This is a genomic window from Pseudomonas sp. AC255, assembly GCF_979258175.1.
In genome coordinates this window covers 3,716,640-3,742,063 of sequence record NZ_OZ409841.1, presented here as the reverse complement: position 1 = coordinate 3,742,063, position 25,424 = coordinate 3,716,640, and the positions used below count along the sequence as shown (strand labels likewise).

The following is a 25,424-nucleotide window of genomic DNA, read 5'->3' as shown; positions in this document are numbered from 1 at the left end:
CGGTTTTTCATTAGCGGAAGGAAAAGGACGACCCGGCTAATGCGCCGCTTGGCTCTTCAACGGCTGGATTGACCAGTGCATTCCTGATGCGATGCATCTCGGTTTCAGATAATTCAACAGATGGCTGCTTTTTCTCCATCTTTCTGGATTTGAAGTTTGATGCTTTCTTTTCAACGACAGCTTTCATGGGATCTCCCACGTTGATCACTAAATGAGCAGGTGCTCAGATACTAGACTTGGTCAATACGCTTCACAAGACGGCCCTCAGAGTCGAATTCGAAACCCAGTTGACGGTATAGAGGTATAGCTCCCGAAAGAGGCTCCTGAATTTCGATTTGCTGGCTGCCGATGATACGTGCGAAATGAGTGACGGCAGTCAGGGCGAAGGTCGCTATGCGGCCCTTGAGCGGGTGTTCGTTTGGGTGCCCCTCAAGACGCACAATCTTGACTCTCAGTCGGCTTTGGTTCGGATTGGCGAAACAAAGTCCGCACAGTTCACGATCAAACCAGATTGCCAGATCGAAGCTCATTGGTTCTTTGGCTTTCCATCGGACAATTTCCTCCCAGCAGAAATGCGGATCGAGCCATTGCTCATAAGCTTTCATGGCGGACGCATCAATAGCCTCGAAGCGAACCTTGGAATAATCAACGTCAACAATTGCGCGCGCCTCGAGTTCGCTGTGTAGCTTCGCAAATGTAACTGCCGCCCGCTTCCTCGCCTCCGACCGATAAACCTGATACCGCAAATACGTCCGTTTCCTTGGCATATGATCTCTTGCATTCCATGTCTCCTGACAATCCGTTGCCACGCCAATAACCCTAACCACCCGGCGCCAGACTGTCGCTACCGGCCCTTCGCCCAAGTCATTGCAATCTGTGTCCCGGGCTGGTTATAGTCAGCCCGCCCGAGCCGCTGTGCTCGCGCTTTCATTTCTCCAATAAAGATCAGCATCCATGCCTGCCTCCCTCATCAACGCGGTAGTCGATTCAGCGGTCAACGCTGGCGTCGTGCCGTGCGGGAATCGGCAGTCTGTGCAGATCAGTCATTACCCTCCACCTGTCAGTAGCACGCCGGTGTGCGCAGTCGTTTCGCCGCCGGGCGTTGGTGTTCGGGGCTGATCGGCAGTTTCTGCTGAACCCCGCGCCCGCCAGAAAAACCTACTGAATTTCAGCTTCGGCTGAGTTGGCTTCTTGCCTGACTACAGGTGGTATTCATGTTTGTCCTTTCGAAACAATCCGCGCTCGCGGCGACGTCCACGAGCCTGTTCGTTCTGCTGTGGAGCAGCGGGGCGATTTTCTCCAAATGGGGCCTGGCCCATGCTTCGCCCTTTGCCTTTCTGCTGATTCGCTTTGCCATCGCCCTGTGCGGGCTGGTCTTGCTGGCGCCGCTGCTGAAATTGAAGCTGCCCAAGGGTGGCAAACCGATGCTGTTCGCGATCGCCACCGGCGTGGTGCTGTTGGGCGCCTATCAGATCTTTTATCTGCTGGCGCTGGACTGCAAAGTCACGCCGGGGGTGATGGCCACTCTGATGGGCGTTCAGCCGATTCTCACCGTGGTGCTGATGGAGCGCCAGCGTTCGGCGAGCCGCCTGTTCGGCCTGGCGCTGGGCCTGGCCGGGCTGATCATGGTGGTTTATCAAGGGATCGGTCTGGCCGGAATGTCCTGGGCAGGCATGTTGTTCGGTTTGCTGGCGCTGGCGAGCATGACGCTCGGCTCGATCATGCAAAAACGCATCACCGACAATCCGCTCGGTACGCTGCCAGTGCAGTACCTGGCCGGCCTGTTGCTGTGCGCGGTGTTCGTACCGTTCCAGCCGTTTCACTTCGAGCACAGCGCAGGCTTTATTGTCCCGGTGTTATGGATGGGCCTGGTGGTGTCGGTGCTGGCGACGCTGTTGCTGTATCGACTGATCGCGCGGGGCAATCTGGTGAATGTCACCAGCCTGTTCTATCTGGTGCCGGCGGTGACGGCAGTGATGGATTACCTGATTTTCGGTAATCGGCTGGCGGCGTTGAGTGTGCTGGGGATGCTGCTGATTATTGTCGGGTTGGTGTTTGTGTTCCGAAAAAGCAGTTAGCAGAAAACATGCGGTGGTTGATCCATCGCCTTCGCGAGCAGGCTCGCTCCCACATTAGACTGTGTTCTCTTGTGGGAGCGAGCCTGCTCGCGAATATCTGCGGCAGAAAATCTAACGGACTGACACCTTTGCAGGCCTCACCACCGCCGGCTTCAACACCAGCCACAACGCCGCCGCAATCAGCACCCCGCCATAAATGTGCGCCATCGACAACGGCTCATCCAGCAACAACGCCCCCCACAACACGCCGAACGGCGGGATCATGAAGGTCACGGTCATCGATTTTACCGGGCCGATCGAGCTGAGCAGGCGGAAATAGATGATGTAGGCAAACGCCGTGCAACCCAGGCCCAGGCCGAGCAGCGACAGCCAGACATGCCAGCCACCCCAACTGACCGGCGGCGCAGTGATCACGCTGTAGGCGAACAGCGGCAGCAAAAACAACGTCGCCCCGAGCATGCTGCCCAATGCCGACAAACGGCTGTCCAGCCCACCGGCCTGATCCAGCCAGCGCCGCGCGAGGAAACCGGCAAAGCCATAACAAGTGGTCGCCAGCAGGCACGCGACCGCGCCCATCAGCAGTTGCAGGTCGAAGGCCACGGGACCGGCGCGTGTCAGCACGCCGACGCCGAACAGGCCGAGGAACACACCGCCCAGCTTGGCGATCGTCAGTTTCTCGCTGAAGAACAAACCGCCAATCAACACGCCCATCAGCGGCGTGGTTGCATTGAAGATCGCCGAATAGCCGGCCGGCAATACCTGGGCGGCAACCGAATACAGCGTCGCCGGAATCCCCGAGTTGATCACGCCAAGCAGCATCACGGTTTTCAGCTTGCCCTTGAAGTCCCAACTGATGCGCATCAGCCCAAGGATCACCAGCAGCCCGGCAGCCGCGATCGACACGCGAAAGAACCCGGTCGGGATCGTGCCGATCACCGGGGCAATAATGCGCATGAACAGAAAACTCGCGCCCCAGATAGCGGCCAGCGACAACATGCGGAAAATATCGACAGGGCTCACGGCGGGCTCCTTGCTTGATCGGGACGAGAGTGTTGCCGAGCGTCCGGATCATGGCAACCGCTATTCGGGCTTTTAATTCTGCCCCGGGATTTACCTGCGCGAGAAACCCCGTCAACGGTCAGCCCCGTATCGGTTTTGGCAGAAATTGCGCTTTTCCTGCGGGCGTTTCCGTGACTAAGCTCAGACCAACCGAATTCCCGCCGAGGTTTCATTTATGTCGCAGCAATGGCCAGCCACCGAGATCGCCCGGATGATCCTCGCCGGCTTCGACGATTACCGCGAGCATTTCCGCCGCATCACCGATGGCGCGCGGGAGCGCTTCGAACAGGCGCGCTGGCAGGAGGCGCAGGCCGCGTCGGCGGCGCGGATCAGTCTGTATGAGGAAAAGGTTGGCGAAACCGTCGCTCGCCTGCGCGAGTATTTCGACGAAGAGACCCTGATGAACGTCAGCTGCTGGCCGCTGGTGAAAAGCGCCTATATCAGTGTCATCGACCTGCGCTTCGACGATGAGCTGTCCGAAACCTGGTACAACTCGATTTTCTGCGGGCTGTTCAGCCACGACCTGATCAGCGACGGCTGCATGTTCATCCACACCACGCGCCCAAGCCTGCGCCGTGCCCGCGCCGCGCAAACCCGTACGTACAAGCCGCAGGGCCAGTTGTCCGGGATGCTCGCCAGCATCTTCGCCGATTACCGCTTCAGCGAGGATTACGCTGATTTGCCCGGCGACTTGCTGCGGCTCGAAGCGCAATTGCGCGAGAACCTGCCGGACTGGGTGTGCAAGGACCCGGAGCTAAGCGTCGAGCTGTTTTCCTCGGTGCTTTACCGCAACAAGGGCGCGTATCTGGTCGGGCGCATCTACACCCGCGACGAGCAATGGCCGCTGGTGATTCCGTTGTTGCACCGCGAAGGTCGGGGCATTCAGATCGATGCGTTGATCACCGACGAAGCCGATGTGTCGATCATCTTCTCTTTCACCCGTTCGTATTTCATGGTCGATGTCCCGGTGCCGGCGGAGTTCATCGGATTTCTGCGGCGCATCCTGCCGGGCAAGCACATCGCCGAGCTGTACACCTCGATCGGCTTCTACAAGCACGGCAAATCGGAGTTTTACCGCGCGCTGATCAATCATCTGGCCAACACTGACGATCAGTTCATCATGGCCCCTGGCGTGCGCGGCATGGTCATGAGCGTGTTCACTTTGCCGGGTTTCAACACCGTGTTCAAAATCATCAAGGACCGTTTCTCACCGTCGAAGAACGTCGATCGCGCCACGGTGATCGAAAAGTATCGGCTGGTGAAAAGCGTCGATCGGGTCGGGCGTATGGCCGATACCCAGGAGTTTGCCGATTTTCGCTTTCCGCTGAGCAAGTTCGATCCGGCGTGTCTGGAGGAATTGCTAGAGGTGGCGCCGTCGACGGTTTCGGTCGAAGGCGAAACCGTGCTGATCCGCCACTGCTGGACCGAACGCCGGATGACGCCGCTCAACCTGTATCTGGAAAATGCCAACGACGCCCAGGTACGTGAAGCGCTTGAGGATTACGGCCTGGCGATCAAGCAGCTGGCGGCGGCGAATATTTTTCCCGGGGATATGCTGCTGAAGAACTTCGGCGTCACTCGACACGGCCGGGTGGTGTTCTACGACTACGACGAAATCTGCTTCCTGACCGAAGCCAACTTCCGCCACATCCCGGCACCGCGCACGCCGGAGGATGAAATGGCCTCTGAGCCGTGGTACTCCATCGGCCCGCTGGACGTTTTTCCCGAAGAGTTTCCGCCGTTCCTGTTTGCCGATGCCGGACAGCGCAAGCTGTTCGATCAGTTGCATGGCGAGTTGTACAACGCCGATTACTGGAAGGGCTTGCAGGAGGCGATTCGGGCGGGGAAGGTCATCGACGTCTTCCCATACCGGCGCAAGGGCCTCGACAACGAGTAGCTCTTTTAAAAGCCCCTCACCCCAGCCCTCTCCCAGAGGGAGAGGGAGCTGACCGAGGTGTCTTGGGTCAAACGCCGACCTGAAAGAGCTCGGCGATTATGGATTCGGCAAAGCTCTTTCAGGTCGATGTACCTTTGAAGCATCCCCCAATCGGTCCCCTCTCCCTTTGGGAGAGGGCTAGGGTGAGGGTCGCAATTCCCCTGACACGCCACAACCCCCCAAATCTGCGACAATCCGCCCCTGCATAAATAGACGACCGAATTGCCTACCCGATGACCGACGAATCGCCCTCCATCGACAAACTGCTGAAAAACCTCGATCACGCTATGCTCGCCGACCGTCACCGGCTGCGGCGGCAGTTGCTTGAGCTGCGCAAGAAACCCGACGAGGCCAAACTGGCCCAGTGGGTGACGCGCATGCAGGCGTCCTGTGATCAGGTACTGGCGCGTCGCGCGAGCCTGCCGGTGATTCGTTACGACGACAGTTTGCCGATCGCGGCCAAGCGCGACGAAATCAAAAAGGCCCTGGAGCAACACCAGGTGCTGATCATCGCTGGCGAAACCGGTTCGGGCAAAACCACCCAGTTGCCGAAAATCTGCCTGGAAATCGGTCGCGGCCAGCACGGTCTGATCGGCCATACCCAGCCGCGTCGGATCGCCGCGCGCAGTGTCGCCAGTCGCGTCGCCGAAGAACTCGGCACGCCGCTTGGAGCGCTGGTCGGCTATCAGGTGCGCTTCGAGGATCAGAGCGATGCCAACACCCTGATCAAGCTGATGACCGACGGCATTCTGCTGGCGGAAACCCAGAACGACCGCTACCTCGAACGCTACGACACGATCATCGTCGACGAAGCCCACGAACGCAGCCTCAACATCGATTTCCTCCTCGGTTACCTGAAAACCCTGCTGCCACGCCGTCCCGACCTGAAGGTCATCATCACGTCGGCGACCATCGATCTGGAGCGCTTCTCCAAGCACTTCGATGACGCGCCGATCGTCGAAGTGTCGGGTCGTACTTTCCCGGTGGAAACCTGGTATCGGCCGCTGACCCTGGAGCAGGACGAAGAGGGCAACCGGGTCGAGGATGACCTGACCGTCGATCAGGCGATTCTCGCCACCCTCGACGAAATCGCCGCGTATGAGCGCAGCGAACGGCGCAGTCCGGGGGATGTGCTGGTGTTCCTGCCCGGCGAGCGCGAGATTCGCGACGCCGCCGACATGTTGCGCAAGGCCCAGCTCAAGCACACTGAAATCCTGCCGCTGTACGCGCGCCTGTCGCCGGCTGAACAGCAGCGCATCTTCCAGTCGCACCCGGGCCGTCGTGTAGTGCTGGCGACCAACGTCGCCGAAACCTCGTTGACCGTACCGGGCATTCGCTATGTGATCGACAGCGGCACCGCGCGCATCAGTCGCTACAGCTATCGGGCCAAGGTGCAGCGCTTGCCGATCGAAGCGATTTCCCAGGCCAGCGCCAATCAGCGTAAAGGTCGTTGCGGGCGGGTTGAGCCGGGTATCTGCGTGCGTTTGTACAGCGAAGAGGATTTCCTCGGCCGCCCGGAATTTACCGATCCGGAAATTCTGCGCACCAACCTCGCCGCCGTAATTTTGCAGATGCTCCATCTGCGCCTCGGCGAAATCACCGCGTTCCCGTTTATCGAACCGCCGGACGGCAAGGCGATCAGCGACGGTTTCAACCTGCTGCAAGAGCTTTCGGCAGTAGATCGCAACAGCCAGCTGACCCCGCTCGGTCGCCAGTTGGCGCGCTTGCCGGTCGACCCGCGCATGGGCCGCATGCTCCTGGAAGCGGCCAGGCTCGGCAGCTTGCAGGAAGTGCTGATCGTCGCCAGCGCCATGTCGATTCAGGACCCGCGCGAACGTCCACCGGAGCGTCAGCAAGCGGCGGATCAGGCCCATGCACAATGGAAGGACCCGGATTCGGACTTCGCCGGGCTGGTCAATCTGTGGCGTGGTTTCGAAGAGCAACGTCAGGCGCTGACCGCCAATCCGCTGCGCAACTGGTGCCGGAAGAATTTCCTCAATTACCTGCGCTTGCGCGAGTGGCGTGATTCTCACCGTCAGTTGAGCCTGATCTGCCGCGACATGCAGCTGAGCCTGAACAAAGAGCCGGCGGATTATCCGAAGCTGCACAAAGCGGTGCTGGTCGGCTTGCTCAGCCAGATCGGCCAGAAAACCGAAGACGGCGATTACCTCGGCGCGCGGCAACGGCGCTTCTGGATTCATCCGTCGTCGGGCATCGGCAAGAAGCGTCCGCAGTGGCTGATGACTGCTGAGCTGGTCGAAACCACCAAACTCTACGCGCGCATGGTCGCCAAGATCGATGCCGACTGGATCGAACCGCTGGCCGGGCACCTGATCAAGAAAAACCATTTCGAGCCGCATTGGGAGAAGAAGCGCGGGCAGGTCGTAGCCTATGAGCAGATCACCCTGTTCGGCCTGATCGTGGTCGGTCGCCGCCCGGTGCATTACGGCCCGGTCGATCCGGTGGTGTCGCGTGAGCTGTTTATCCGCGAAGGCCTGGTGCGCGGCGAGATTCAGTCGCGGGCCAAGTGCCTGAGCGCCAATCAGAAACTGCTCGAACAGCTCGACGAACTGGAAGCCAAGGCTCGCCGTCGCGACATTCTCGCCGACGAAGAAACCTTGTACGCCTTCTACGATGCACGTCTGCCGGCGGAGATCCACCAGACCGCGACCTTCGACAGTTGGTACAAGGTCAACAGCCAGAAAGACCCGCAGCTGCTGATCATGCGCGAAGAAGACGTGCTGGCCCGCGAGGCCAGTGAAGTCACCGCCCGTGATTACCCGGACACCCTGCACATCGGCGATCTGGAACTGGCGCTGACCTACCATTTCGAACCCAATCACCCGCGCGACGGCGTGACCTTGCGCGTGCCGGCGCCGTTGCTGCCGATGTTGCCGCCGGAGCGTCTGGAATGGCTGGTGCCGGGGCTGATTGAGGCCAAGTGCATTGCTCTGGTGCGCAACCTGCCGAAAGCCCTGCGCAAGAACTTCGTGCCAGTGCCGGACTTCATCAAGGCCGCGTTGCAGCGCATGACTTTCGCCGGAGGTTCGCTGCCGCAAGCGCTCGGTCGCGAGCTGCTGCGCATGACCGGCGTGCGGGTCAGTGATGAGGCGTGGGCGGAAGCGGCGCAGCAGGTTGAAAGCCATCTGCGCATGAACCTGGAAATTGTCGATGGCGAGGGCAAGTTCCTTGGCGAAGGCCGCGATCTGGCTGAGCTGACCGCACGCTTCGCCGAAGCCAGCCAGGCCGCGCTGGCGGTGCCGCAGAGTGCGAAAAGTCAGCAACCGGTCGAGGCAAAAGTCTTTGCCCCGGTGGCGGAAAAGACCCAGCAGAAGATCGCCGGGCTGTCGATGACGGTGTACCCGGCGCTGGTGGAAGAGGGCGGCGCGGTCAAGGAAGGGCGCTTCTCGACCCCGGCCGAAGCCGAGTTCCAGCATCGTCGGGCCTTGCAGCGTTTGTTGATGCAGCAACTGGCCGAGCCGGCGAAATTCCTCCGGGGCAAGTTGCCGGGGCAGACTGAACTGGGCTTGCTGTATCGCGAACTGGGCCGCGTCGATGCGCTGGTCGAAGACATTCTGCTGGCCAGCCTCGACAGCTGCATTCTCGAAGGTGAAGACCCGTTGCCCCGCGATGGCGCCGGATTGGCGGCATTGGCCGAACGCAAACGCGGCAACTGGACCGAGCACGCCGAGCGTGTCGCGCGGCTGACGCTGGAAATCCTCAAGATCTGGCACGGTCTGCAAAAACGCTTCAAGGGCAAGATCGATCTGGCGCAAGCGGTGGCATTGAACGACATCAAGCAGCAGATCGGCAATCTGGTCTATCCGTGTTTCGTCCGCGAGACGCCGATGCAGTGGCTCAAAGAGTTACCGCGTTACCTGAAAGCGGTCGAGCAGCGTTTCGAGAAGCTCGGTGCGCAGGTGCAGAAGGATCGCGTCTGGAGTGGCGAACTCGCTGGCCTGTGGGCGCAATACCAGACCCGCGCGGCCAAGCATGCGCAGGAAGGCAAGCGTGATCCGCAGCTGGAGTTGTACCGCTGGTGGCTGGAGGAATACCGCGTGTCGTTGTTCGCGCAACAGTTGGGGACGAAAGTGCCGATCTCCGACAAGCGCCTGAGCAAACAGTGGAGCCAAGTCGAGCCCTGACCTGCAGCCATACACAATCCCCCTGTGGAAGCGGTCTTTGTGGCGAGGGGATTTATCCCCGTTGGGTGGCGAAGCCGCCCCAAAACCTGCAACCTCGGTTCATCGATCGTTCCCATGCTCTGCGTGGGAATGCCTCTGGGGACGCTACGCGTCCAGTGACGCGGAGCGTCACGGGCTGCATTCCCACGCGGAGCGCGGGAACGATCATCAAAAGATCGCAGCCTTCGGCAGCTCCTGCAGGGATCGAGTTGAGCAGGAGAAAGGCGCCAAAACCTCGGGTTTATGGCAAACTTCGCCACCATAACCCGCCGTTTCGCGACCCAGAGCCTTCGGCGGTGTCGCGCTGCGGAATAAAACGATGCCAGGTTTGCGTCCCCCGGATGGGAATAGACCCTTTGCGTGTTGGTACGACGGTTCCAGCACTTTCTGCCTGAACAGATTAGAGAAACGACCATGCATAATGTCGTCATCAGCGGCACCGGCCTGTACACACCGGCCAACAGCATCTCCAACGAAGAGCTGGTGCAGTCTTTCAATACCTATGTCGCCCAGTTCAACGCCGATAACGCCGAGGCCATTGCCAGCGGTGAAGTCCAGGCCCTGACCGAATCCAGCGCTGCGTTCATCGAAAAAGCCTCGGGCATCAAGAGCCGCTTTGTCATGGACAAGGACGGCATCCTCGATCCGCAACGCATGGCCCCGCGTCTGCCCGAGCGCTCCAACGACGAATGGTCGGTGCTCTGCCAGATGGCCGTTGGCGCAGCCGAGCAAGCCTTGCAGCGAGCCGGCAAAACCGCAGCCGACATCGACGGCGTGATCGTCGCCTGCTCCAACCTGCAACGCGCTTACCCGGCCATCGCCATCGAAGTCCAGGAAGCGTTGGGCATCGAAGGTTTTGGTTTCGACATGAACGTGGCGTGTTCTTCCGCCACCTTCGGCATCCAGGCCGCCGCCAACAGCGTGCAACTGGGCCAGGCGCGGGCGATCCTGATGGTCAACCCGGAGGTCTGCACCGGGCACCTGAACTTCCGTGATCGCGACAGCCATTTCATCTTCGGCGATGCCGCGACTGCGGTGATCATCGAGCGCGCGGATCTGGCGACCTCCCCGTACCAGTTCGACGTGGTCAGCACCAAATTGCTGACCAAGTTCTCCAACAACATCCGCAACAACTTCGGCTTCCTCAACCGCGCGGCAGAAGAGGGCATCGGTTCCCGCGACAAGCTGTTCGTGCAGGAAGGCCGCAAGGTGTTCAAGGATGTCTGCCCGATGGTCGCCGAGCTGATTGGCGAGCACCTGGAAGAGAACCAGCTCAACGTTGGCGACGTGAAGCGTTTCTGGCTGCACCAGGCCAACCTGAGTATGAACCACTTGATCGTGCGCAAGCTGCTCGGCCGCGAAGCTACCGAAGAAGAAGCTCCGGTGATTCTCGACAGCTACGCCAACACCAGCTCGGCTGGTTCTGTCATCGCTTTCCACAAATATCAGGATGATCTGGCCTCGGGTTCGCTGGCAGTGCTCAGTTCGTTCGGTGCCGGTTACTCGATCGGTAGCGTGTTGCTGCGCAAGCGCTGAAACAGGTTAATTTCCCCTTAATCGCGTCGATCTTTCCTACATCCGAAGCGATTGAAACGCTGTAATTTTTCGGACGTCGCGGCAGGTGCACACCTGCCGCGTTCATTTTCGAAGTCCGGACAAGGGGATTGATGGATGGCGGCTGACGACACCCAACTGCTCACGCGCCTGCTGGCGGGGAGCAAAAGGCTTTCAAGGAACTGGTCACCACGTATCAGAGCGCCATGCGCGCTGTGGCTTACGCGATTGTCGGCCAGCGTCATGTCGAGGAAGTGGTGCAGGATGCCTGGCTGTCGGTGGTGCGTCATCTGGCCAGCTTCGAAGGCCGTTCCAGCCTCAAGACCTGGTTGCTGACCATCACCGCCAATTCGGCGAAGAATCGCTACAAGCTCAATCGCCGGGAAGTCCTGCTCGACGACCTGCCATCGCCCCACGGCACCATCGGTGACGATCGCTTCTCTTCCAGCGATGGCCACTGGCTGGTCGCGCCGTTCGCCTGGCACCAGGACACCCCCGAAGCGCTACTCACCGAAAACGAACTGCGCGAATGCCTCGAGCACACCTTGCTGAGTCTGTCCGAGTTGCAGAGCAGTGTCCTGCTGTTGCGCGAACGCCAGGGCCTGGAGCTGGAAGATATCTGTAATCTTCTGGAGATCTCGCTCTCCAATGTCCGCGTGCTGCTGCACCGGGCACGCTTGAAGGTCTTTGCGACCGTGGAACATTTTGAGGAGACAGGAGAATGTTGACCTGCAAGGAGCAAGTGGCACGATCCAGCGATTATCTCGACGGCCAACTGAGCTTTCGCGAGACGCTGATGGTGCGTCATCACCTGTTGTTCTGCCCCAACTGCCGGCGCTTCATGCGGCAGATGCGCGTGATGCAGGCAACCCTGAAGGCGATGCCGGACAAACCGGACGAGAACGTCGATGCCTTGGCCGAACGCCTGGCCGAGCAACGACGAAAAGACAACCCCCTGTAGGAGCTGTCGAGTGAAACGAGGCTGCGATCTTTTGATCTTGTTTTCAGTATCAAGATCAAAAGATCGCAGCCTTCGGCAGCTCCTACAGGGGTTTTTGCATCCTGCAGAAATAACCCGGTGCGGGTGAAACGAACGGATGATGGGGATCGTCCCGCCCGCTCCGGAGTGAGGCAGCTTCAAGCTTCAAGCCTCAAGCTGCAAGTAAAGGCATTCACTCGCAGCTCTTGGCTTGTAGCTTGTAGCTTGTAGCTTGCAGCTGCCGTTTTAGAACTTCGCTTCAGCATCCAGTTGCAGGGTGTTGGCGTCTGCATCGCGCTGGCTGCGGCTGGCGAAGTCGGCCTTGGTCAGGAAGTACGTGGCGCCGACGGCGAAGTTTTTGTCAATGTCGTAACCGACCTTGAACTTGTGCCCGCGCGAACCGGTGGTGCCGTTGGCGAAGTCGGAGTCGGTGAAGGCGCCGACCACGGCATTGCGCTGCACGTCGCGATAGTTGTAGTCGAGGTTGAAGCCGAAGACTTTCGACTTGGCACCGAGCAACCATGCGGTGTCCTGATCGGTCACGGCATCGTTATTCTTCACGTATTGGCCGTAGAACGACAGCGGCATTGGCAGGCCGCCGATGTCGATCTGGCTGAACCCTTCATACAGACGGAATTCGTTGTTCGCCGAGTTGCCGTTGACCGCCAGGGCGCACGGCGTCGAGGTGCCGGTGCAGCGGCTATCTTCGTCGTTCTGGTAGGCGTAGACGCTGCCGCCGACGGTCATTTTCAGGTTGTCGGTGATGTTGAAGCGGCTGCCCAACTGGCCAGCGGTCAGGCGCAGGTCGTGGCGGAATTGCACGCCGTCGCCGTCAACGTTGTCCTTGAGGTTGTAGTTACCCAGGCTGCCGAACAGTTCGGCGCTGCCGCCCAGTGGGTATTTGTAAGTCACAGCCAGACCTTCCGGGTTGATGTCGCTGTCCCAGATCACGTCGCCCATGCTCACCCACGGTTGCAGCATCTTGCCGCCGATCACGTGCAGGTTCTTGATCTGATCAGGGTGATAGTCGATGTAGCCGAGGTCGAGCCAGATCTGCTTCTTGTCGAAGTAGTTGTCCTGATCCTGGTTGGTCGAACGAGCATCGTCACCGCCGCCGGTGGCGATGCGGATGCCGGTGTCGACTTGCGGGTTGATCTCGGTGTAGGCGCCCAGACGCGCACGGATGCGCTGGCGATCCTTGTCGCGGCCGCCGTTGTTCGGCTCGCCGTCGATCTTGATGGTTTCCTGGCGGATACGTACGTCGCCCTTGAACTGGGTCTTGGCCGCCCAGGCCAGTTTCTGGTCGAACAGGCTCTGTTCGTTGGTCTTCTTCGCGACCGCCGCCACTTGTTCGTTGGTTTCCTGCTGCGCCTGTTGGGCGATTTGCTGAGCCTTCTGGTCCTTGGCTAGTTCTGTTTGCAGCTCGATGTACTGCGCTTGGGAAATCGACCCGTTGGCCTTGAGCATGTCGAGCAGTTTGGCGTCGACTGCAGCACTGGCCGGAACGCTCATGGCCAGCAACAAGCCGCCGCACAGGGCCGCTGCAGTTTTCGTGGAAGCAAGACGCATAGCAATCTCCGAAGATGAAGGGGATGGCTGAACCATCCTGGGCACAACCGGCTGAAGGCCGGAAAACTGTGTCCGGGTTAGAACCCGGCGCTCTAAAAACAGGCGCCAGTATCGCGATGGTTTATGACAGAGCGGTGGCACAGTGATGGCAGGTTGATGACGATGCGTATCAGGCGTGAACTATCGAGTTAGAGCGCTGTCGGCCGATTGAGCGTGTGCAACGGGGTCGCGATCAGCGATACTCGCCGGGCTTTGTCGCCAAGCTGTGGAGTGCCAGTGAATGCCGTTGCAACGCCTGCAAGACCTGTCAGAAATCGCCCCGGCAAGCTGGGATGCGCTGGTGCCGGACAACCAGCCGTTCCTGCGCCACGCCTTTCTCAGTGCGCTGGAAGACAGCGGCAGTGTCGGCCCGCATTCGGGCTGGCAGCCCGAACATTTACTGCACATCGAAGATGATCGACTGATCGCCGCACTGCCCAGTTATCGCAAGTGGCATTCCTACGGCGAGTACGTCTTCGATCACGGCTGGGCCGATGCCTGCGCGCGTGCCGGCATCGATTACTACCCCAAACTCCTGACTGCTGTGCCCTTCAGCCCGGTCAGCGGTCCGCGCTTGCTGGCGGCGAAGGTCGAGGACGGTTTCGAACTGCTGAAAAGCCTGCCGGGCTATCTGCAGATCGAAGAACTGTCCAGCGCGCACATCAATTTCACTGATCCGTTTACCGATGCGGCGATGGCCGAGCAACCGGGCTGGCTGCAGCGCATCGGCTGTCAATATCACTGGCAGAACCGTGGTTACCGCGACTTTCAGGATTTTCTCGACGCCCTCAGTTCGCGCAAGCGCAAGCAGATGCGCAAGGAACGCGAGCAGGTGGCGGCGCAGGGCTTCGAGTTCGAGTGGCTGGAGGGGCGAGAGCTGGGCGAGGCGCAGTGGGATTTCGTGTACGCCTGCTATGCCAACACTTATGCGGTGCGGCGTCAGGCGCCGTATCTGACGCGGGAGTTCTTCAGCCTGCTGGCCGAACGTATGCCCGAAGCGATTCGCGTGGTCTTGGCCAAACAGGGCTCACGGCCGGTGGCGATGGCGTTCAGCCTGGTCGGTGGCGACAGTTTCTACGGGCGTTATTGGGGCTGCCTGGCCGAGTTTGATCGGCTGCATTTCGAGACGTGTTTTTATCAGGGCATGGATTACGCGATTGCCCATGGCATCCAGCGTTTCGATGCCGGGGCGCAGGGCGAGCACAAGTTGATTCGCGGCTTCGAACCGGTGATCACCCATTCCTGGCATTACCTGCGCCATCCGGGGCTGAAAGCGGCGGTGAAGGATTTCCTCCAGCAAGAGCGCGCCGGGGTTCTGGCGTATGCCGAAGAGGCGAGAACGGCGTTGCCCTATCGCCAAACCTGACCATGATCGTTCCCACGCTCTGCGTGGGAATGCAGGCCGTGACGCTCCGCGTCACTGGACGCGGAGCGTCCCTTGAGGCGTTCCCACGCGGAGCGTGGGAACGATCATATCGCGCGATCAATCGATGCCGACAAAGCCTCCGGTCTGGTGTGCCCACAAGCGCGCATACAAGCCGCGATGGGCGAGCAGTTCGGCGTGGGTGCCGCTCTCGGCGATCTTGCCGTTTTCCAGCACCACGAGGCGATCCATGCGCGCGATGGTCGAGAGACGGTGGGCGATGGCGATCACGGTTTTGCCCTGCATCAAGGTCTCGAGGCTTTCCTGAATCGCCGCTTCGACTTCCGAATCCAGTGCTGAGGTGGCTTCGTCCATGATCAGGATCGGCGCGTCCTTGAGCAGTACCCGCGCAATCGCGATGCGCTGGCGCTGACCGCCCGAGAGCTTCACCCCGCGCTCGCCGACATGCGCGTCGAAACCGGTGCGGCCTTCAGCGTCGGACAGCAGTGGAATGAACTCATCGGCGCGAGCCTTGTGCACCGCCTCCCACAGTTCGGCGTCGGTGGCGTCGGGTTTGCCGTAAAGCAAGTTGTCGCGGATCGAGCGGTGCAACAGCGAGGTGTCCTGAGTGATCATGCCGATCCGCGCACGCAGGCTTTCCTGGCCGACTTCGGCAATGTTCTGCCCATCGATCAGGATGCGCCCGCCCTCGACGTCGTACAGGCGCAGCAACAGGTTGACCAAGGTTGATTTGCCGGCGCCGGACGGGCCGATCAAGCCGATTTTCTCCCCCGGTTTTATCGTCAGATTGAGGTCGCCGATGATGCCTTTCTTCTTGCCGTAGTGAAAATCCACGTGCTCGAAACGCACTTCGCCCGAGGCCACGGCCAGCGGTTTGGCCTGCTCGCGGTCGGTGACGCTGACCGGTTGCGAAATGGTGCGCAGACCGTCCTGGACCATGCCGATGTTTTCGAAAATGCCGGTGACCACCCACATGATCCAGCCGGACATGTTGACGATGCGAATCACCAGGCCGGTGGCCAGGGCAATCGCGCCGACGGTGATCAGCGACTGCGTCCACAGCCACAATGCCAGCGCCGTGGTGCCGACGATCAGCAGGCCGTTCATGGTGGTAATCGCCACGTCCATGCTGGTCACCACGCGACCGGCCATCTGCGCTTTGACGGTCTGTTCCTCGATCGCTTCCTTGGCGTAGTGCTGTTCGAAGTTGGTGTGAGCGAACAGTTTCAGCGTGGCGATGTTGGTGTAGCCGTCGACGATACGGCCCATCAATTTCGAGCGCGCGTCAGAGGCTTCCACCGAACGCTCTTTCACGCGCGGCACGAAGTAATACAGCGCGCCGATGTAGGCGACGATCCAGGTCAGCAAAGGGATCATCAGGCGCCAGTCGGCCTCGGCGAACAGCACCAGCGAGCTGATCGCATAGATCACCACGTGCCACAGCGCGTCCACCGCTTGCACGGCGGAATCGCGCAGCGAGTTGCCGGTCTGCATGATGCGCTGGGCGATGCGCCCGGCGAAGTCGTTCTGGAAGAAATTCAGGCTCTGCTTGAGCACGTAACTGTGGTTCTGCCAGCGGATCATGCTGGTCATGCCGGGGCTAAGGGTCTGATGCACCAGCAGGTCGTGCAGAGCAAAGAAGATCGGTCGCAGCACCAGAGCGACCACCAGCATCCAGGTCAATTCGAGGGCGTGGTCGCTGAAGAAATTCGGGTTGGGCGTGCCTTGCGCCAGATCGATGATGCGGCTCAGGTAACTGAACAGCGCAACCTCAATCAATGAGGCAAACAGGCCGATAACAAGCAGGGCAGCGAAACTCGGCCAGACCTGCTTCAGGTAATAGACGTAGAAGGGCCAGACGCGGTCCGGCGGGGACGCCGTCGGGGCGTCGCGGAAGATATCGATAAGTTGTTCGAAACGGCGATAGAGCATCAGATAACCGCCCGGAATCCGGGCTCTCCTTTTATCAGTGCGAGCGGCGCAGGCTCAGCCCGGCGCCGCTCGATATGCCCGGCGAAACTCAGTCGATGCGCTTGGCCGACTTGATGATCACAGGGTCGACAGGCACGTTTTGCATGCCTTGTTTGGTGGTGGTCTGCGAGTTGACGATGACGTCTACGACGTCCATGCCCTTGACCACTTTGGCGAACACCGCGTAACCGGCGTCACGGCCCGGATCGAGGAATGCGTTGTCGGCAACGTTGATGAAGAACTGGCTGGTCGCCGAATCAGGGTTGGAAGTACGCGCCATCGACAGGGTGCCGCGAACGTTGTGCAGGCCATTGCTGGCTTCGTTCTTGATCGGCGCCTTGGTGTCCTTCTGTTGCATCTGCTGGGTGAAGCCGCCGCCCTGAGCCATGAAGCCCGGGATCACGCGGTGGAAAATGGTGTTGTTGTAGAAACCGCTGTCGACGTATTCAAGGAAGTTCTTCGTGCTGATCGGTGCCTTGACCGGGTCCAGTTCGATTTCGATCTGGCCGTTGGTGGTGTCCAGCAGCACGTGGGGCGCCTTGGCCGGGGTAGCAGCCATCAGGTTGGCGGCAAACAGTACGGAGCCGGCGGCGAGGGCGAGTTTTTTCAGCATGGGTCAGTGATCCTGAGAGTGAAGGTCGGCTGTGGCGAGAAAATCCAGCAGCGTTTGATTGAAGCGTTCGGGTTGATCGAGCGGGGTGGCATGGCGCGAGTCGTCAATGACCACCAGCCGCGCATCCGGCAGCAGTTTTACATAGGTTTCCTTTAACGCCACCGGTGTGTAATCACGGTCGGCGCTGATGACGAGCGTTGGACAGGACACCCGGGAAAGTCGTTCCTGAACGCCCCAGCCCACGATCGCATCGAAGCTGGCGAGATAAGCACGTTTGTCGTTTTTTGCCCAGCGTTCGGCCATTTTCCGTCGCAGATCGGCCTGTTCCGGCTTGGGGAAAAGTTTGCTGCCGAGGGCTTTGCCGATGGTTTCCAGGCTGAGCAGGCGCATCAGGCTCCAGCGTTTGAACCACTGCCAGTAGTCGTCGCGGGTGCGCAATTTGACTTGTGGCGCGCTGTTGACGATGGTCAGGCTCTTGAGCACCTGCGGCTGATCGACGGCCAGCTGAAAACCGATCATCCCGCCCATCGACAGCCCGACGTAGTGCACCGGGCCGAGGCGCAGGTGCTCGATCAAGGCCAGCAGGTCGGCGCTGAACCCGGCAATGCTGTAGCGCTCGCGGGGTTTGTCCGAGCGCCCGTGGCCGCGAATGTCCGGGACGATTACCCGGTAGTGCGCGGCCAGCGCGGGGATCTGCATTTCCCAGTCCAGGGTGCTCGAGCCGAGCCCGTGAACCAGCAGCAACGGCGCACCGTGGCCATATTCCTCGTAGTGCAGGTTGCAACCTTCGTGCTCGAAATACGCCATCGGTGAACTCCGTGTCAGGCTTGTTCAGGTGCGGCAAACGGTGCGTCCAGCGGCAAGGTGTCGAAGGTGCGCAGCAGTTCGATGAGGATCTGCGTGGCCGGGCCCAGGGGTTTGTCCTTGTTCGAATACAGATAAAAGCTCGAATTGCGGCTGCCGCCTCGATCCAACGGTAGCAGCTTGAGCGAACCATCCTTCAATTCGCGGTCGATCATGTGTCGCGGTAGCCAGGCAAAACCCAGGCCGCTGCTGACAAAGGTCGCGGCGGTGGCAAGGCTGCCGACGGTCCAGCGCTGCTCGGCGCCGAGCCAGCCGACATCGCGCGGCTGCTGGCGGCCGGAGTCGCGGATCACCACTTGCATCTGGGTTTCCAGATCCTGAAAGCTCAGCTCGCGGTTGAGCCGATGCAGCGGGTGATCAGGGTGGGCAACGGCGACGAACTCGACATCGCTCAACTCCGCACCCAGGTAGCCCGGAATGCTCAGGCCGGTGATCGCCAGGTCCGCCACGCCTTCGAGCAGCACTTCCTCGACCCCCGACAACACTTCCTCGCGCAAACGCACGCGGCAGCCGCGACTCTGCGGCATGAACGCGGTCAGCGCGCGGACGATCCGCGCGCTCGGGTAGGCCGCATCCACCACCAGCCGCACTTCCGCTTCCCAGCCTTGCTCCATGTGATGGGCGAGGTCTTCGAGTTGGCTGGCCTGTTTGACCAATTGCCGCGAACGGCGCAACAACACGCCGCCGGCCTCGGTGAGCACAGCTTTGCGCCCGTCGATGCGCAGCAACGGCACGCCGAGCTGATCCTGCATGCGGGCGACGGTGTAGCTGACCGACGATTGCGAACGGTGCAGGGCCTCGGCGGCCTGGGCGAATCCGCCGTGGTCGACCACGGCCTGCAACGTTCGCCATTGATCAAGGGTCACGCGGGGCGCTTTCATCAATAGCTCCTCTTGTCCTAAGCTGGCCGTCCCTCATGGAGACTGCCGAATGAAAAAATTCTGTTGTGTGGTGCTGGCGCTGCTGCCGTTGACCGCGTTTGCCTATCCGATCGATGTGCAAAAGGATCTCAACGGCATGAAGATCGACTACGAGACTTACGACACGGACAACGACATCGGCTCGATCCGCGTGGCCAACTACGGTGATGTCGACGCGACCTGCCGTGCGGTGTTCAGCAACGGCCCGGAAGCACCGCGCACGCGCAGCATCGACGTGCCGGCGGGCAAGCATAAAAACGCCACGGCCAAGTTCACCCGCGAGATCATCAAGCTGCGCATCAAACTGACCTGCACCCCGAAATAACGCTATTACCCTGTGGGAGCGAGCCTGCTGGCGAAGACGGAGTGTCATCCAGAGATGATGTGACTGACATTCCGCTTTCGCGAGCAGGCTCGCTCCCACGGGGATATGGGTTTAGCTTATAAACGAATTTATCGATGGATTACAGCGGATATTTGCGCTTTTTCATCGATTCGACTCTGTTTAACCTTCACTCCATCGACTTACAACATTCTCGGATGGAGGCTACACACCATGTCCCGCGTTCTGATCATCGAAAGCAGTGCCCGCCAGCAAGACTCGGTTTCCCGTCAACTGACCCAGACCTTCATCGCTCAGTGGAAAGCCGCGCACCCTGCCGATCAGATCACCGTGCGTGACCTCGCCGCGAACCCGGTGCCGCACCTGGACGCCAACTTGCTGGGCGGCTGGATGAAGCCCGCCGAACAGCGCAACGACAGCGAACAGGCGTCGCTGGACCGTTCCAACCAATTGACTGATGAGCTGCTCGCCGCCGACGTGCTGGTGATGGCTGCACCGATGTACAACTTTGCGATCCCGAGCACGCTCAAGGCCTGGCTTGACCATGTGCTGCGTGCGGGGGTGACCTTCAAGTACACCGAAACCGGCCCGCAAGGTCTGCTCAGCGGCAAGCGCGCCTTTGTCCTGACCGCTCGCGGTGGCGTGTATGCCGGTGGCCCGGCGGATCATCAGGAACCGTACTTGCGGCAGGTGATGGGTTTCATCGGGATCAACGACGTGACTTTTATCCATGCCGAGGGCATGAACCTGGGCGGTGACTTCCAGGAGAAGGGCCTGAATCAGGCCAACGCCAAACTGTCTCAGGTCGCTTGATCGGTTAATCGCCAGATAATCGCCGATTGTTTAAGTGACCTGGCGCAACCCCTTCAAGGTTCCACGCGCATCGAACCTCCCTTTGCACTTTTGCTCCTGAGTGCTGTAGCCCGATTGAACGCTTTAGCGAGATCGGGCTTTTTTTGTCTGGGTTTTCTTGGCGGCCTTTGGGCCGACCAGGCTCTTGGGGTTTTGGGTGAATATCCGTTACTGCGGTGTTGCGGCTGGCGGTTCCGCTCTTACAGCGGGTTACTTTGGCAAACGCCCCAAAGTAACCAAAGGTCTGTGCCCCAACGTTCGGCCCGCTCGCTGGGGCTCGGGGTTCCTTCGCTGCGGGATCGATCCGGGCGCAGCGGCTCCGGTTTGCTTCGCTGCACCTCCTTCCGCTGTGTCTGGCTGCGCCAGACGGTCGCTGCGCTCCCACGCCCGGATCAATCCCTGCTCAGCCTGCCGACGGGGCGGGTGGATCAAGATCAAGAGCAGTACTCGAGCTTGCGCTCATTGTGTTGAGTGGTGGAGGGCCGGTTTTTGGCTTCTTTGGATTCGATGCGGTATTTCATGTCGGCGTAGCTTGTCCAACCACCTCGGTCAGTCCCTCTCCCTCCGGGAGAGGGCTAGGGTGAGGGGCTTTTGATTCCGGCGCCGTTTGCTGTTGGAGCCCATCCGAAAAACCGCTATCGTCGCCGCCATTCGATTTTCGAGGCGAGCATGGGCTATCTACTTTTTGTCACGCTGATCCAGGCGTTTTCCTTCAGTCTGATCGGCGAATACCTGGCTGGGCATGTCGACAGTTACTTTGCGGTGCTGGTGCGTGTGTTGCTGGCGGGGCTGGTGTTTATTCCGTTGACGCGCTGGCGTTCGGTGGAGCCGGCGTTCATGCGTGGCATGTTGCTGATCGGCGCGTTGCAGTTCGGGGTGACTTACGTCTGCCTGTACCTGAGCTTCCGCGTGCTGACGGTGCCGGAGGTGTTGCTGTTCACCATTCTCACGCCGCTGCACGTGACGTTGATCGAAGACGCGCTGAACCGCCGCTTCAACCCGTGGGCATTGATTGCTGCGCTGGTAGCAGTCGGGGGTGCGGCAGTGATTCGCTTCGACAGCATCAGTCCCGACTTCTTCATGGGCTTTCTGCTGCTGCAACTGGCCAACTTCACTTATGCCGCCGGGCAGGTCCTCTACAAGCATCTGGTGGCGAAGCATCCGAGTGACCTGCCGCATTACCGCCGTTTCGGTTATTTCTACCTCGGTGCATTGGCGGTTGTGCTGCCAGCGTTCCTGTTGTTCGGCAAGTCGAACTTTCTACCGGAAGCGCCGTTGCAATGGGGCGTGTTGCTGTTTCTCGGTCTGGTCTCGACTGCTTTGGGTCTGTACTGGTGGAACAAGGGCGCGTGCATGGTCAACGGCGGAACACTGGCGGTGATGAACAACCTGCACGTGCCGGTGGGGTTGCTGTTGAATCTGCTGATCTGGAATCAGCATGAGGAACTGGGGCGGTTGTTCCTTGGCGGGGGTGTGATTCTGGCAGCGGTGTGGATCAGTCGGTTGGGCATCCGCAAATCCCCGGCCGCCGCATAACCCCTGTGGGAGCGAGCCTGCTCGCGAAGGCGTTGGGTCAGATAAGTATGGGGCGACTGACACATTGCATTCGCGAGCAGGCTCGCTCCTACATTTGATCTTTGGGTTACATCAGGTGTTTTTCCGGCTCCGGAATACTCGCCGAGCCCAACACCGCCGGCAGCAACCCTGCGCGCAAATCCCCACCACTCGGCTGCTGATACAAACTCAGCCCGAACTCCGGCAACACCGCCAGCAGGTAATCGAAAATATCCCCCTGAATCCGCTCGTAATCGGCCCACACCGTGGTGCGGGTGAAGCAGTAGATTTCCAGCGGAATGCCCTGCGCGGTGGTCTGCATCTGCCGGACCATGCAGGTCATGTTCGGCTGAATCTCCGGATGACTCTTCAGATACGCCAGCGCATACGCGCGGAAGGTGCCGATATTGGTCATGCGGCGGCGGTTGGCTGACATGGCTGCGACATTGCCCTGCGCTTCGTTCCAAGCCTTGAGCTCGGCTTTCTTGCGGCCCATGTAGTCGGTCAGCAGGTGCACCTGCGAGAGCTTTTCTTCCTCGTCGTCGCGGATGAAGCGCACGCCGCTGGCATCGATGAACAGGCTGCGTTTGATCCGCCGACCGCCGGACTGCTGCATGCCGCGCCAGTTCTTGAACGACTCGGACATCAGCCGCCAGGTCGGGATCGAGACGATCGTCTTGTCGAAGTTCTGCACCTTGACCGTGTGCAGCGTGATGTCGACCACGTCGCCATCGGCGCCGACTTGTGGCATTTCGATCCAGTCGCCGACGCGCAACATGTCGTTGCTGGTCAGCTGCACGCTGGCGACGAACGACAGCAGCGTGTCCTTGTAGACCAACAGAATCACCGCCGACATCGCACCCAGACCCGACAGCAGCAACAGCGGCGAGCGGTCGATCAGGGTGGCGACGATGATGATCGCGCCGAACACGTACAAAACCATTTTCGCCAGCTGCACGTAGCCTTTGATCGAGCGCGTGCGGGCGTGCTCGGTGCGGGCGTAGATGTCGAGCAAGGCGTTAAGCAGGGCGCTGACCGCCAGCAGCAGGAACAGAATGGTGAAGGCCAGCGCGACGTTGCCGAGGAAATTCATCGCGGTTTTGCTCAGCTCCGGCACCAGGTGCAGGCCGAACTGGATCACCAGCGACGGCGTCATCTGCGCCAGTCGTTGAAACACCTTGTTGTGGCGAAAGTCGTTGATCCAGTGCAGCGCCGGTTGGCGGCCGAGCATGCGGCTGGCGTGCAGGATCAGGTAACGCGCCACTCGTCCGAGCACCAGCGCGATGACCAGCAGCACCAGCAGCGCCAGTCCCGATTGCAGAAGTGGGTGCTCTTCGAGCGTGCCCCAGAGGCCTTGGGCTTTGAGCCAGAGCTGTTTGATATCCATAAGCGAAACGTTTCTTCTGTAAGACGCGAGGGCCGATTAGAGCATTTAAGACGCTGTGTATTGCAGCGAGTGACAAATCGGGCAACAAAAAAACCACTGATTGTCGGCGTTTGCACAAAGAAACTCGGCCTGAGCGCTCGAAACCGGTAACCTATGCAGCTGTTTTTTTGCATATCTTCGAGGTAGCACCCGTGTTTTCCCAATTCGCCCTGCACGAACGCCTGCTCAAAGCCGTGGCCGAGCTGAAATTTGTCGAGCCAACGCCAGTGCAAGCGGCGGCCATCCCGCTGGCGCTCCAGGGGCGTGATCTGCGGGTGACGGCGCAAACCGGTAGCGGCAAAACCGCCGCTTTCGTCTTGCCGATCCTCAATCGCCTGATCGGCCCGGCGAAGATCCGCGTCAGCATCAAGACGCTGATCCTGCTGCCGACCCGTGAACTGGCCCAGCAGACTTTGAAGGAAGTCGAACGCTTCTCGCAGTTCACCTTCATCAAGTCCGGCCTGATCACTGGCGGCGAAGACTTCAAGGTGCAGGCGGCCATGCTGCGCAAAGTGCCGGACATCCTCATCGGCACCCCGGGGCGGATGATCGAGCAACTCAATGCCGGCAACCTCGACCTGAAAGAAGTCGAAGTGCTGGTGCTCGACGAAGCCGACCGCATGCTCGACATGGGTTTCGCCGAAGACGTGCAGCGTCTGGTCGATGAGTGCCCGAACCGTCAGCAGACCATGCTGTTCTCCGCCACCACCGGCGGTTCCGGCCTGCGCGAAATGATCGCCAAGGTCCTGAACAACCCTGAGCACTTGCAGCTCAACGCGGTCAGCCAGCTCAACTCGACGACTCGTCAGCAAATCATCACCGCCGACCACAATCAGCACAAAGAGCAGATTGTGAACTGGCTGTTGGCCAACGAGACCTACCAGAAGGCCATCGTCTTCACCAATACCCGCGCCATGGCCGACCGCATTTACGGCCGTCTCGTGGCCCAGGAATACAAGGCGTTCGTGCTGCACGGCGAGAAAGACCAGAAGGATCGCAAACTGGCGATCGATCGTCTGAAGCAGGGCGGTGTGAAGATCCTCGTCGCTACCGACGTTGCGGCCCGTGGTCTGGACGTCGACGGTCTGGATCTGGTGATCAACTTCGACATGCCACGCAGCGGCGACGAATACGTGCACCGCATCGGTCGTACCGGCCGCGCCGGCAACGATGGCCTGGCGATCTCGCTGATCTGCCACGGCGACTGGAACCTGATGTCGAGCATCGAGCGCTACCTGAAGCAGAGCTTCGAGCGCCGCACGATCAAGGAAGTCAAAGGCACCTACGGCGGGCCGAAAAAGGTCAAGGCTTCGGGTAAAGCCGTCGGCGTGAAGAAGAAAAAGACTGACGCCAAGGGCGACAAAAAGAAAACCGCCGCCAAGACGCCGACCAAGCGCAAGAGCGTCAACCGTCCGAAGCCGGATTCTCTGGTGAGCAGCGACGGCATGGCCCCGCTCAAGCGTCGCAAGCCAGCTGAACCTGCGGCTGAGTAAGCTTTAGACCGCGCATAAAAAAACCGGACATTGTCCGGTTTTTTTCGTCTCAATTGTCGGCTTTCTTCTCCGCCGACCCCAGTTCCTTCAAACGCTGATCGATCAGCTGGCACTTGTCCGGCAGATCCGCGCTGGCCGTGTCCAGATCCATTTTCTGCAACTCGGCGTTGATCTCCTTGGCCTTTTCCGGATTCTGCTCGGTGAGCCTGGAGACTTCCTTGGCCAGTTGTTCGCGTTTGATCGTCGCCTCTTCCGGCGTGCAGGCCCAGACGGGCAGGGCGCAGGCAAGGGTGGCGGCGAGGGACAGCTTGATCAGGGTTTTCATGGGCAGGCCTCAGTTCCGGTTAAGGCGGGGTAATCGGTTGAGAGGCCACGGTCAGGAAAAGTTCAGTGCCACGTGGCTGACGACACACGAGCGAAAGATCAACGTCGATTTTGCTCAAGAAAATCAGAGACATGTCGCTGCGTCGTATCAGAGCTATTTGGCAAACAGGCAAATAATCAACTTATTGACGTCAGAATGATGGCAATCCACCATTGCGCCATCACATTGACATCAGTGTGTGATTTCGAGAGATCGGACAAGCTTATTGCGGCTGCCCTGTA

20 protein-coding genes and 1 pseudogene are annotated in these 25,424 nt (G+C 60.0%); 11 read left to right on the top strand and 10 right to left on the bottom strand.

Features of this window, described 5'->3' with window-relative positions; genetic code table 11:
• Nucleotides 1-10: 10 nt before the first annotated feature.
• Both ACZZ0K_RS16965 and ACZZ0K_RS16960 read right to left on the bottom strand, forming a co-directional pair.
• Nucleotides 11-187, bottom strand: a complete 177-nt coding sequence (locus tag ACZZ0K_RS16965) for a hypothetical protein (protein ID WP_191622380.1) — start codon at nucleotides 185-187, stop codon at nucleotides 11-13.
• Nucleotides 188-230: 43 nt separating this feature from the next.
• Complete coding sequence (locus tag ACZZ0K_RS16960; RefSeq protein WP_056783608.1) at nucleotides 231-767, bottom strand: hypothetical protein; 537 nt, start codon at nucleotides 765-767, stop codon at nucleotides 231-233.
• 447 nt (nucleotides 768-1,214) lie between these two features.
• Here ACZZ0K_RS16960 and ACZZ0K_RS16955 point away from each other — a divergent pair, with 447 nt between their 5' ends.
• Entirely contained in the window at nucleotides 1,215-2,078 is an 864-nt protein-coding gene (locus ACZZ0K_RS16955; protein WP_258707746.1) for a DMT family transporter, read from the top strand.
• A gap of 111 nt (nucleotides 2,079-2,189) precedes the next feature.
• Here the strand turns inward: ACZZ0K_RS16955 and ACZZ0K_RS16950 are convergent, their stop codons facing one another.
• Nucleotides 2,190-3,098: a DMT family transporter gene (locus ACZZ0K_RS16950; RefSeq protein ID WP_056783615.1), complete on the bottom strand. Its 909-nt coding sequence runs from the start codon at nucleotides 3,096-3,098 to the stop codon at nucleotides 2,190-2,192.
• Nucleotides 3,099-3,312: 214 nt separating this feature from the next.
• On the opposite strand from ACZZ0K_RS16950, the gene aceK reads away from it, so the two are divergent.
• The 5 genes and pseudogenes from aceK to ACZZ0K_RS16925 all read left to right on the top strand — a co-directional run bounded on the left by aceK (nucleotide 3,313) and on the right by ACZZ0K_RS16925 (nucleotide 11,772).
• Nucleotides 3,313-5,034 (top strand): bifunctional isocitrate dehydrogenase kinase/phosphatase, encoded by a 1,722-nt coding sequence (gene aceK / locus ACZZ0K_RS16945; RefSeq protein WP_056783617.1) that lies wholly within the window; start codon nucleotides 3,313-3,315, stop codon nucleotides 5,032-5,034.
• Nucleotides 5,035-5,306: 272 nt separating this feature from the next.
• The gene (gene hrpA, locus ACZZ0K_RS16940; RefSeq protein ID WP_463559222.1) at nucleotides 5,307-9,218 is read left to right on the top strand and encodes an ATP-dependent RNA helicase HrpA; all 3,912 of its coding nucleotides are present in this window, start codon (nucleotides 5,307-5,309) and stop codon (nucleotides 9,216-9,218) included.
• Between the two features lie 453 nt (nucleotides 9,219-9,671).
• Nucleotides 9,672-10,793 (top strand): beta-ketoacyl-ACP synthase III, encoded by a 1,122-nt coding sequence (locus ACZZ0K_RS16935; protein WP_150636564.1) that lies wholly within the window; start codon nucleotides 9,672-9,674, stop codon nucleotides 10,791-10,793.
• A gap of 135 nt (nucleotides 10,794-10,928) precedes the next feature.
• Nucleotides 10,929-11,539 (top strand): annotated as a pseudogene (locus ACZZ0K_RS16930) (RNA polymerase sigma factor).
• Nucleotides 11,533-11,772, top strand: coding sequence for an anti-sigma factor family protein (locus ACZZ0K_RS16925; protein ID WP_236167956.1), 240 nt, complete (start codon nucleotides 11,533-11,535; stop codon nucleotides 11,770-11,772). The pseudogene ACZZ0K_RS16930 and the gene ACZZ0K_RS16925 overlap by 7 nt, the downstream one beginning before the upstream one ends.
• Before the next feature lie 264 nt (nucleotides 11,773-12,036).
• Here ACZZ0K_RS16925 and ACZZ0K_RS16920 read toward each other — a convergent pair whose 3' ends face one another.
• On the bottom strand, nucleotides 12,037-13,359 hold the full coding sequence (locus tag ACZZ0K_RS16920; RefSeq protein ID WP_041478827.1) for a putative porin: 1,323 nt from the start codon (nucleotides 13,357-13,359) through the stop codon (nucleotides 12,037-12,039).
• Nucleotides 13,360-13,639: 280 nt separating this feature from the next.
• Between ACZZ0K_RS16920 and ACZZ0K_RS16915 the strand changes: the two genes are divergently transcribed.
• Nucleotides 13,640-14,764, top strand: a complete 1,125-nt coding sequence (locus ACZZ0K_RS16915) for a GNAT family N-acetyltransferase (protein ID WP_463559221.1) — start codon at nucleotides 13,640-13,642, stop codon at nucleotides 14,762-14,764.
• A gap of 117 nt (nucleotides 14,765-14,881) precedes the next feature.
• On the opposite strand, the gene ACZZ0K_RS16910 is transcribed toward ACZZ0K_RS16915, so the two are convergent.
• From ACZZ0K_RS16910 to ACZZ0K_RS16895, 4 genes are all read right to left on the bottom strand, one after another.
• Entirely contained in the window at nucleotides 14,882-16,714 is a 1,833-nt protein-coding gene (locus ACZZ0K_RS16910) for an ABC transporter ATP-binding protein (protein ID WP_056783633.1), read from the bottom strand.
• Nucleotides 16,715-16,802: 88 nt separating this feature from the next.
• Entirely contained in the window at nucleotides 16,803-17,366 is a 564-nt protein-coding gene (locus tag ACZZ0K_RS16905; protein WP_150742416.1) for a peptidylprolyl isomerase, read from the bottom strand.
• A gap of 3 nt (nucleotides 17,367-17,369) precedes the next feature.
• Nucleotides 17,370-18,173, bottom strand: a complete 804-nt coding sequence (locus tag ACZZ0K_RS16900) for an alpha/beta fold hydrolase (protein ID WP_353187811.1) — start codon at nucleotides 18,171-18,173, stop codon at nucleotides 17,370-17,372.
• Nucleotides 18,174-18,187: 14 nt separating this feature from the next.
• Nucleotides 18,188-19,111, bottom strand: a complete 924-nt coding sequence (locus ACZZ0K_RS16895) for a LysR family transcriptional regulator (protein WP_016771199.1) — start codon at nucleotides 19,109-19,111, stop codon at nucleotides 18,188-18,190.
• 49 nt (nucleotides 19,112-19,160) lie between these two features.
• Here ACZZ0K_RS16895 and ACZZ0K_RS16890 point away from each other — a divergent pair, with 49 nt between their 5' ends.
• The 3 genes from ACZZ0K_RS16890 (at nucleotide 19,161) to ACZZ0K_RS16880 (ending at nucleotide 21,881) form a co-directional block, all read left to right on the top strand.
• On the top strand, nucleotides 19,161-19,475 hold the full coding sequence (locus ACZZ0K_RS16890; RefSeq protein ID WP_016771198.1) for a hypothetical protein: 315 nt from the start codon (nucleotides 19,161-19,163) through the stop codon (nucleotides 19,473-19,475).
• Nucleotides 19,476-19,706: 231 nt separating this feature from the next.
• Nucleotides 19,707-20,306: an FMN-dependent NADH-azoreductase gene (locus ACZZ0K_RS16885; RefSeq protein WP_041478822.1), complete on the top strand. Its 600-nt coding sequence runs from the start codon at nucleotides 19,707-19,709 to the stop codon at nucleotides 20,304-20,306.
• 708 nt (nucleotides 20,307-21,014) lie between these two features.
• Entirely contained in the window at nucleotides 21,015-21,881 is an 867-nt protein-coding gene (locus tag ACZZ0K_RS16880) for a carboxylate/amino acid/amine transporter (protein ID WP_252883348.1), read from the top strand.
• Between the two features lie 106 nt (nucleotides 21,882-21,987).
• Here the strand turns inward: ACZZ0K_RS16880 and ACZZ0K_RS16875 are convergent, their stop codons facing one another.
• Nucleotides 21,988-23,286: a mechanosensitive ion channel family protein gene (locus tag ACZZ0K_RS16875; RefSeq protein ID WP_056783642.1), complete on the bottom strand. Its 1,299-nt coding sequence runs from the start codon at nucleotides 23,284-23,286 to the stop codon at nucleotides 21,988-21,990.
• Nucleotides 23,287-23,477: 191 nt separating this feature from the next.
• Between ACZZ0K_RS16875 and ACZZ0K_RS16870 the strand changes: the two genes are divergently transcribed.
• On the top strand, nucleotides 23,478-24,818 hold the full coding sequence (locus ACZZ0K_RS16870; RefSeq protein ID WP_024012040.1) for a DEAD/DEAH box helicase: 1,341 nt from the start codon (nucleotides 23,478-23,480) through the stop codon (nucleotides 24,816-24,818).
• A 49-nt stretch (nucleotides 24,819-24,867) separates the two neighbouring features.
• Here the strand turns inward: ACZZ0K_RS16870 and ACZZ0K_RS16865 are convergent, their stop codons facing one another.
• Nucleotides 24,868-25,143: a hypothetical protein gene (locus ACZZ0K_RS16865; RefSeq protein WP_056783644.1), complete on the bottom strand. Its 276-nt coding sequence runs from the start codon at nucleotides 25,141-25,143 to the stop codon at nucleotides 24,868-24,870.
• Between the last annotated feature and the right edge of the window lie 281 nt (nucleotides 25,144-25,424).

What these genes read in the sequence shown, in the direction of transcription:
- ACZZ0K_RS16925 (WP_236167956.1), top strand. Translation starts at nt 11,533, where the DNA reads ATGTTGACCTGCAAGGAGCAAGTGGCACGATCCAGCGATTATCTCGAC.
- ACZZ0K_RS16905 (WP_150742416.1), bottom strand. Translation starts at nt 17,366, where the DNA reads ATGCTGAAAAAACTCGCCCTCGCCGCCGGCTCCGTACTGTTTGCCGCC.
- ACZZ0K_RS16875 (WP_056783642.1), bottom strand. Translation starts at nt 23,286, where the DNA reads ATGGATATCAAACAGCTCTGGCTCAAAGCCCAAGGCCTCTGGGGCACG.
- ACZZ0K_RS16910 (WP_056783633.1), bottom strand. Translation starts at nt 16,714, where the DNA reads ATGCTCTATCGCCGTTTCGAACAACTTATCGATATCTTCCGCGACGCC.
- ACZZ0K_RS16960 (WP_056783608.1), bottom strand. Translation starts at nt 767, where the DNA reads ATGCCAAGGAAACGGACGTATTTGCGGTATCAGGTTTATCGGTCGGAG.
- ACZZ0K_RS16900 (WP_353187811.1), bottom strand. Translation starts at nt 18,173, where the DNA reads ATGGCGTATTTCGAGCACGAAGGTTGCAACCTGCACTACGAGGAATAT.
- ACZZ0K_RS16890 (WP_016771198.1), top strand. Translation starts at nt 19,161, where the DNA reads ATGAAAAAATTCTGTTGTGTGGTGCTGGCGCTGCTGCCGTTGACCGCG.
- ACZZ0K_RS16920 (WP_041478827.1), bottom strand. Translation starts at nt 13,359, where the DNA reads ATGCGTCTTGCTTCCACGAAAACTGCAGCGGCCCTGTGCGGCGGCTTG.
- ACZZ0K_RS16935 (WP_150636564.1), top strand. Translation starts at nt 9,672, where the DNA reads ATGCATAATGTCGTCATCAGCGGCACCGGCCTGTACACACCGGCCAAC.
- ACZZ0K_RS16965 (WP_191622380.1), bottom strand. Translation starts at nt 187, where the DNA reads ATGAAAGCTGTCGTTGAAAAGAAAGCATCAAACTTCAAATCCAGAAAG.
- ACZZ0K_RS16955 (WP_258707746.1), top strand. Translation starts at nt 1,215, where the DNA reads ATGTTTGTCCTTTCGAAACAATCCGCGCTCGCGGCGACGTCCACGAGC.
- ACZZ0K_RS16915 (WP_463559221.1), top strand. Translation starts at nt 13,640, where the DNA reads ATGCCGTTGCAACGCCTGCAAGACCTGTCAGAAATCGCCCCGGCAAGC.
- ACZZ0K_RS16885 (WP_041478822.1), top strand. Translation starts at nt 19,707, where the DNA reads ATGTCCCGCGTTCTGATCATCGAAAGCAGTGCCCGCCAGCAAGACTCG.
- hrpA (WP_463559222.1), top strand. Translation starts at nt 5,307, where the DNA reads ATGACCGACGAATCGCCCTCCATCGACAAACTGCTGAAAAACCTCGAT.
- aceK (WP_056783617.1), top strand. Translation starts at nt 3,313, where the DNA reads ATGTCGCAGCAATGGCCAGCCACCGAGATCGCCCGGATGATCCTCGCC.
- ACZZ0K_RS16865 (WP_056783644.1), bottom strand. Translation starts at nt 25,143, where the DNA reads ATGAAAACCCTGATCAAGCTGTCCCTCGCCGCCACCCTTGCCTGCGCC.
- ACZZ0K_RS16895 (WP_016771199.1), bottom strand. Translation starts at nt 19,111, where the DNA reads ATGAAAGCGCCCCGCGTGACCCTTGATCAATGGCGAACGTTGCAGGCC.
- ACZZ0K_RS16880 (WP_252883348.1), top strand. Translation starts at nt 21,015, where the DNA reads ATGGGCTATCTACTTTTTGTCACGCTGATCCAGGCGTTTTCCTTCAGT.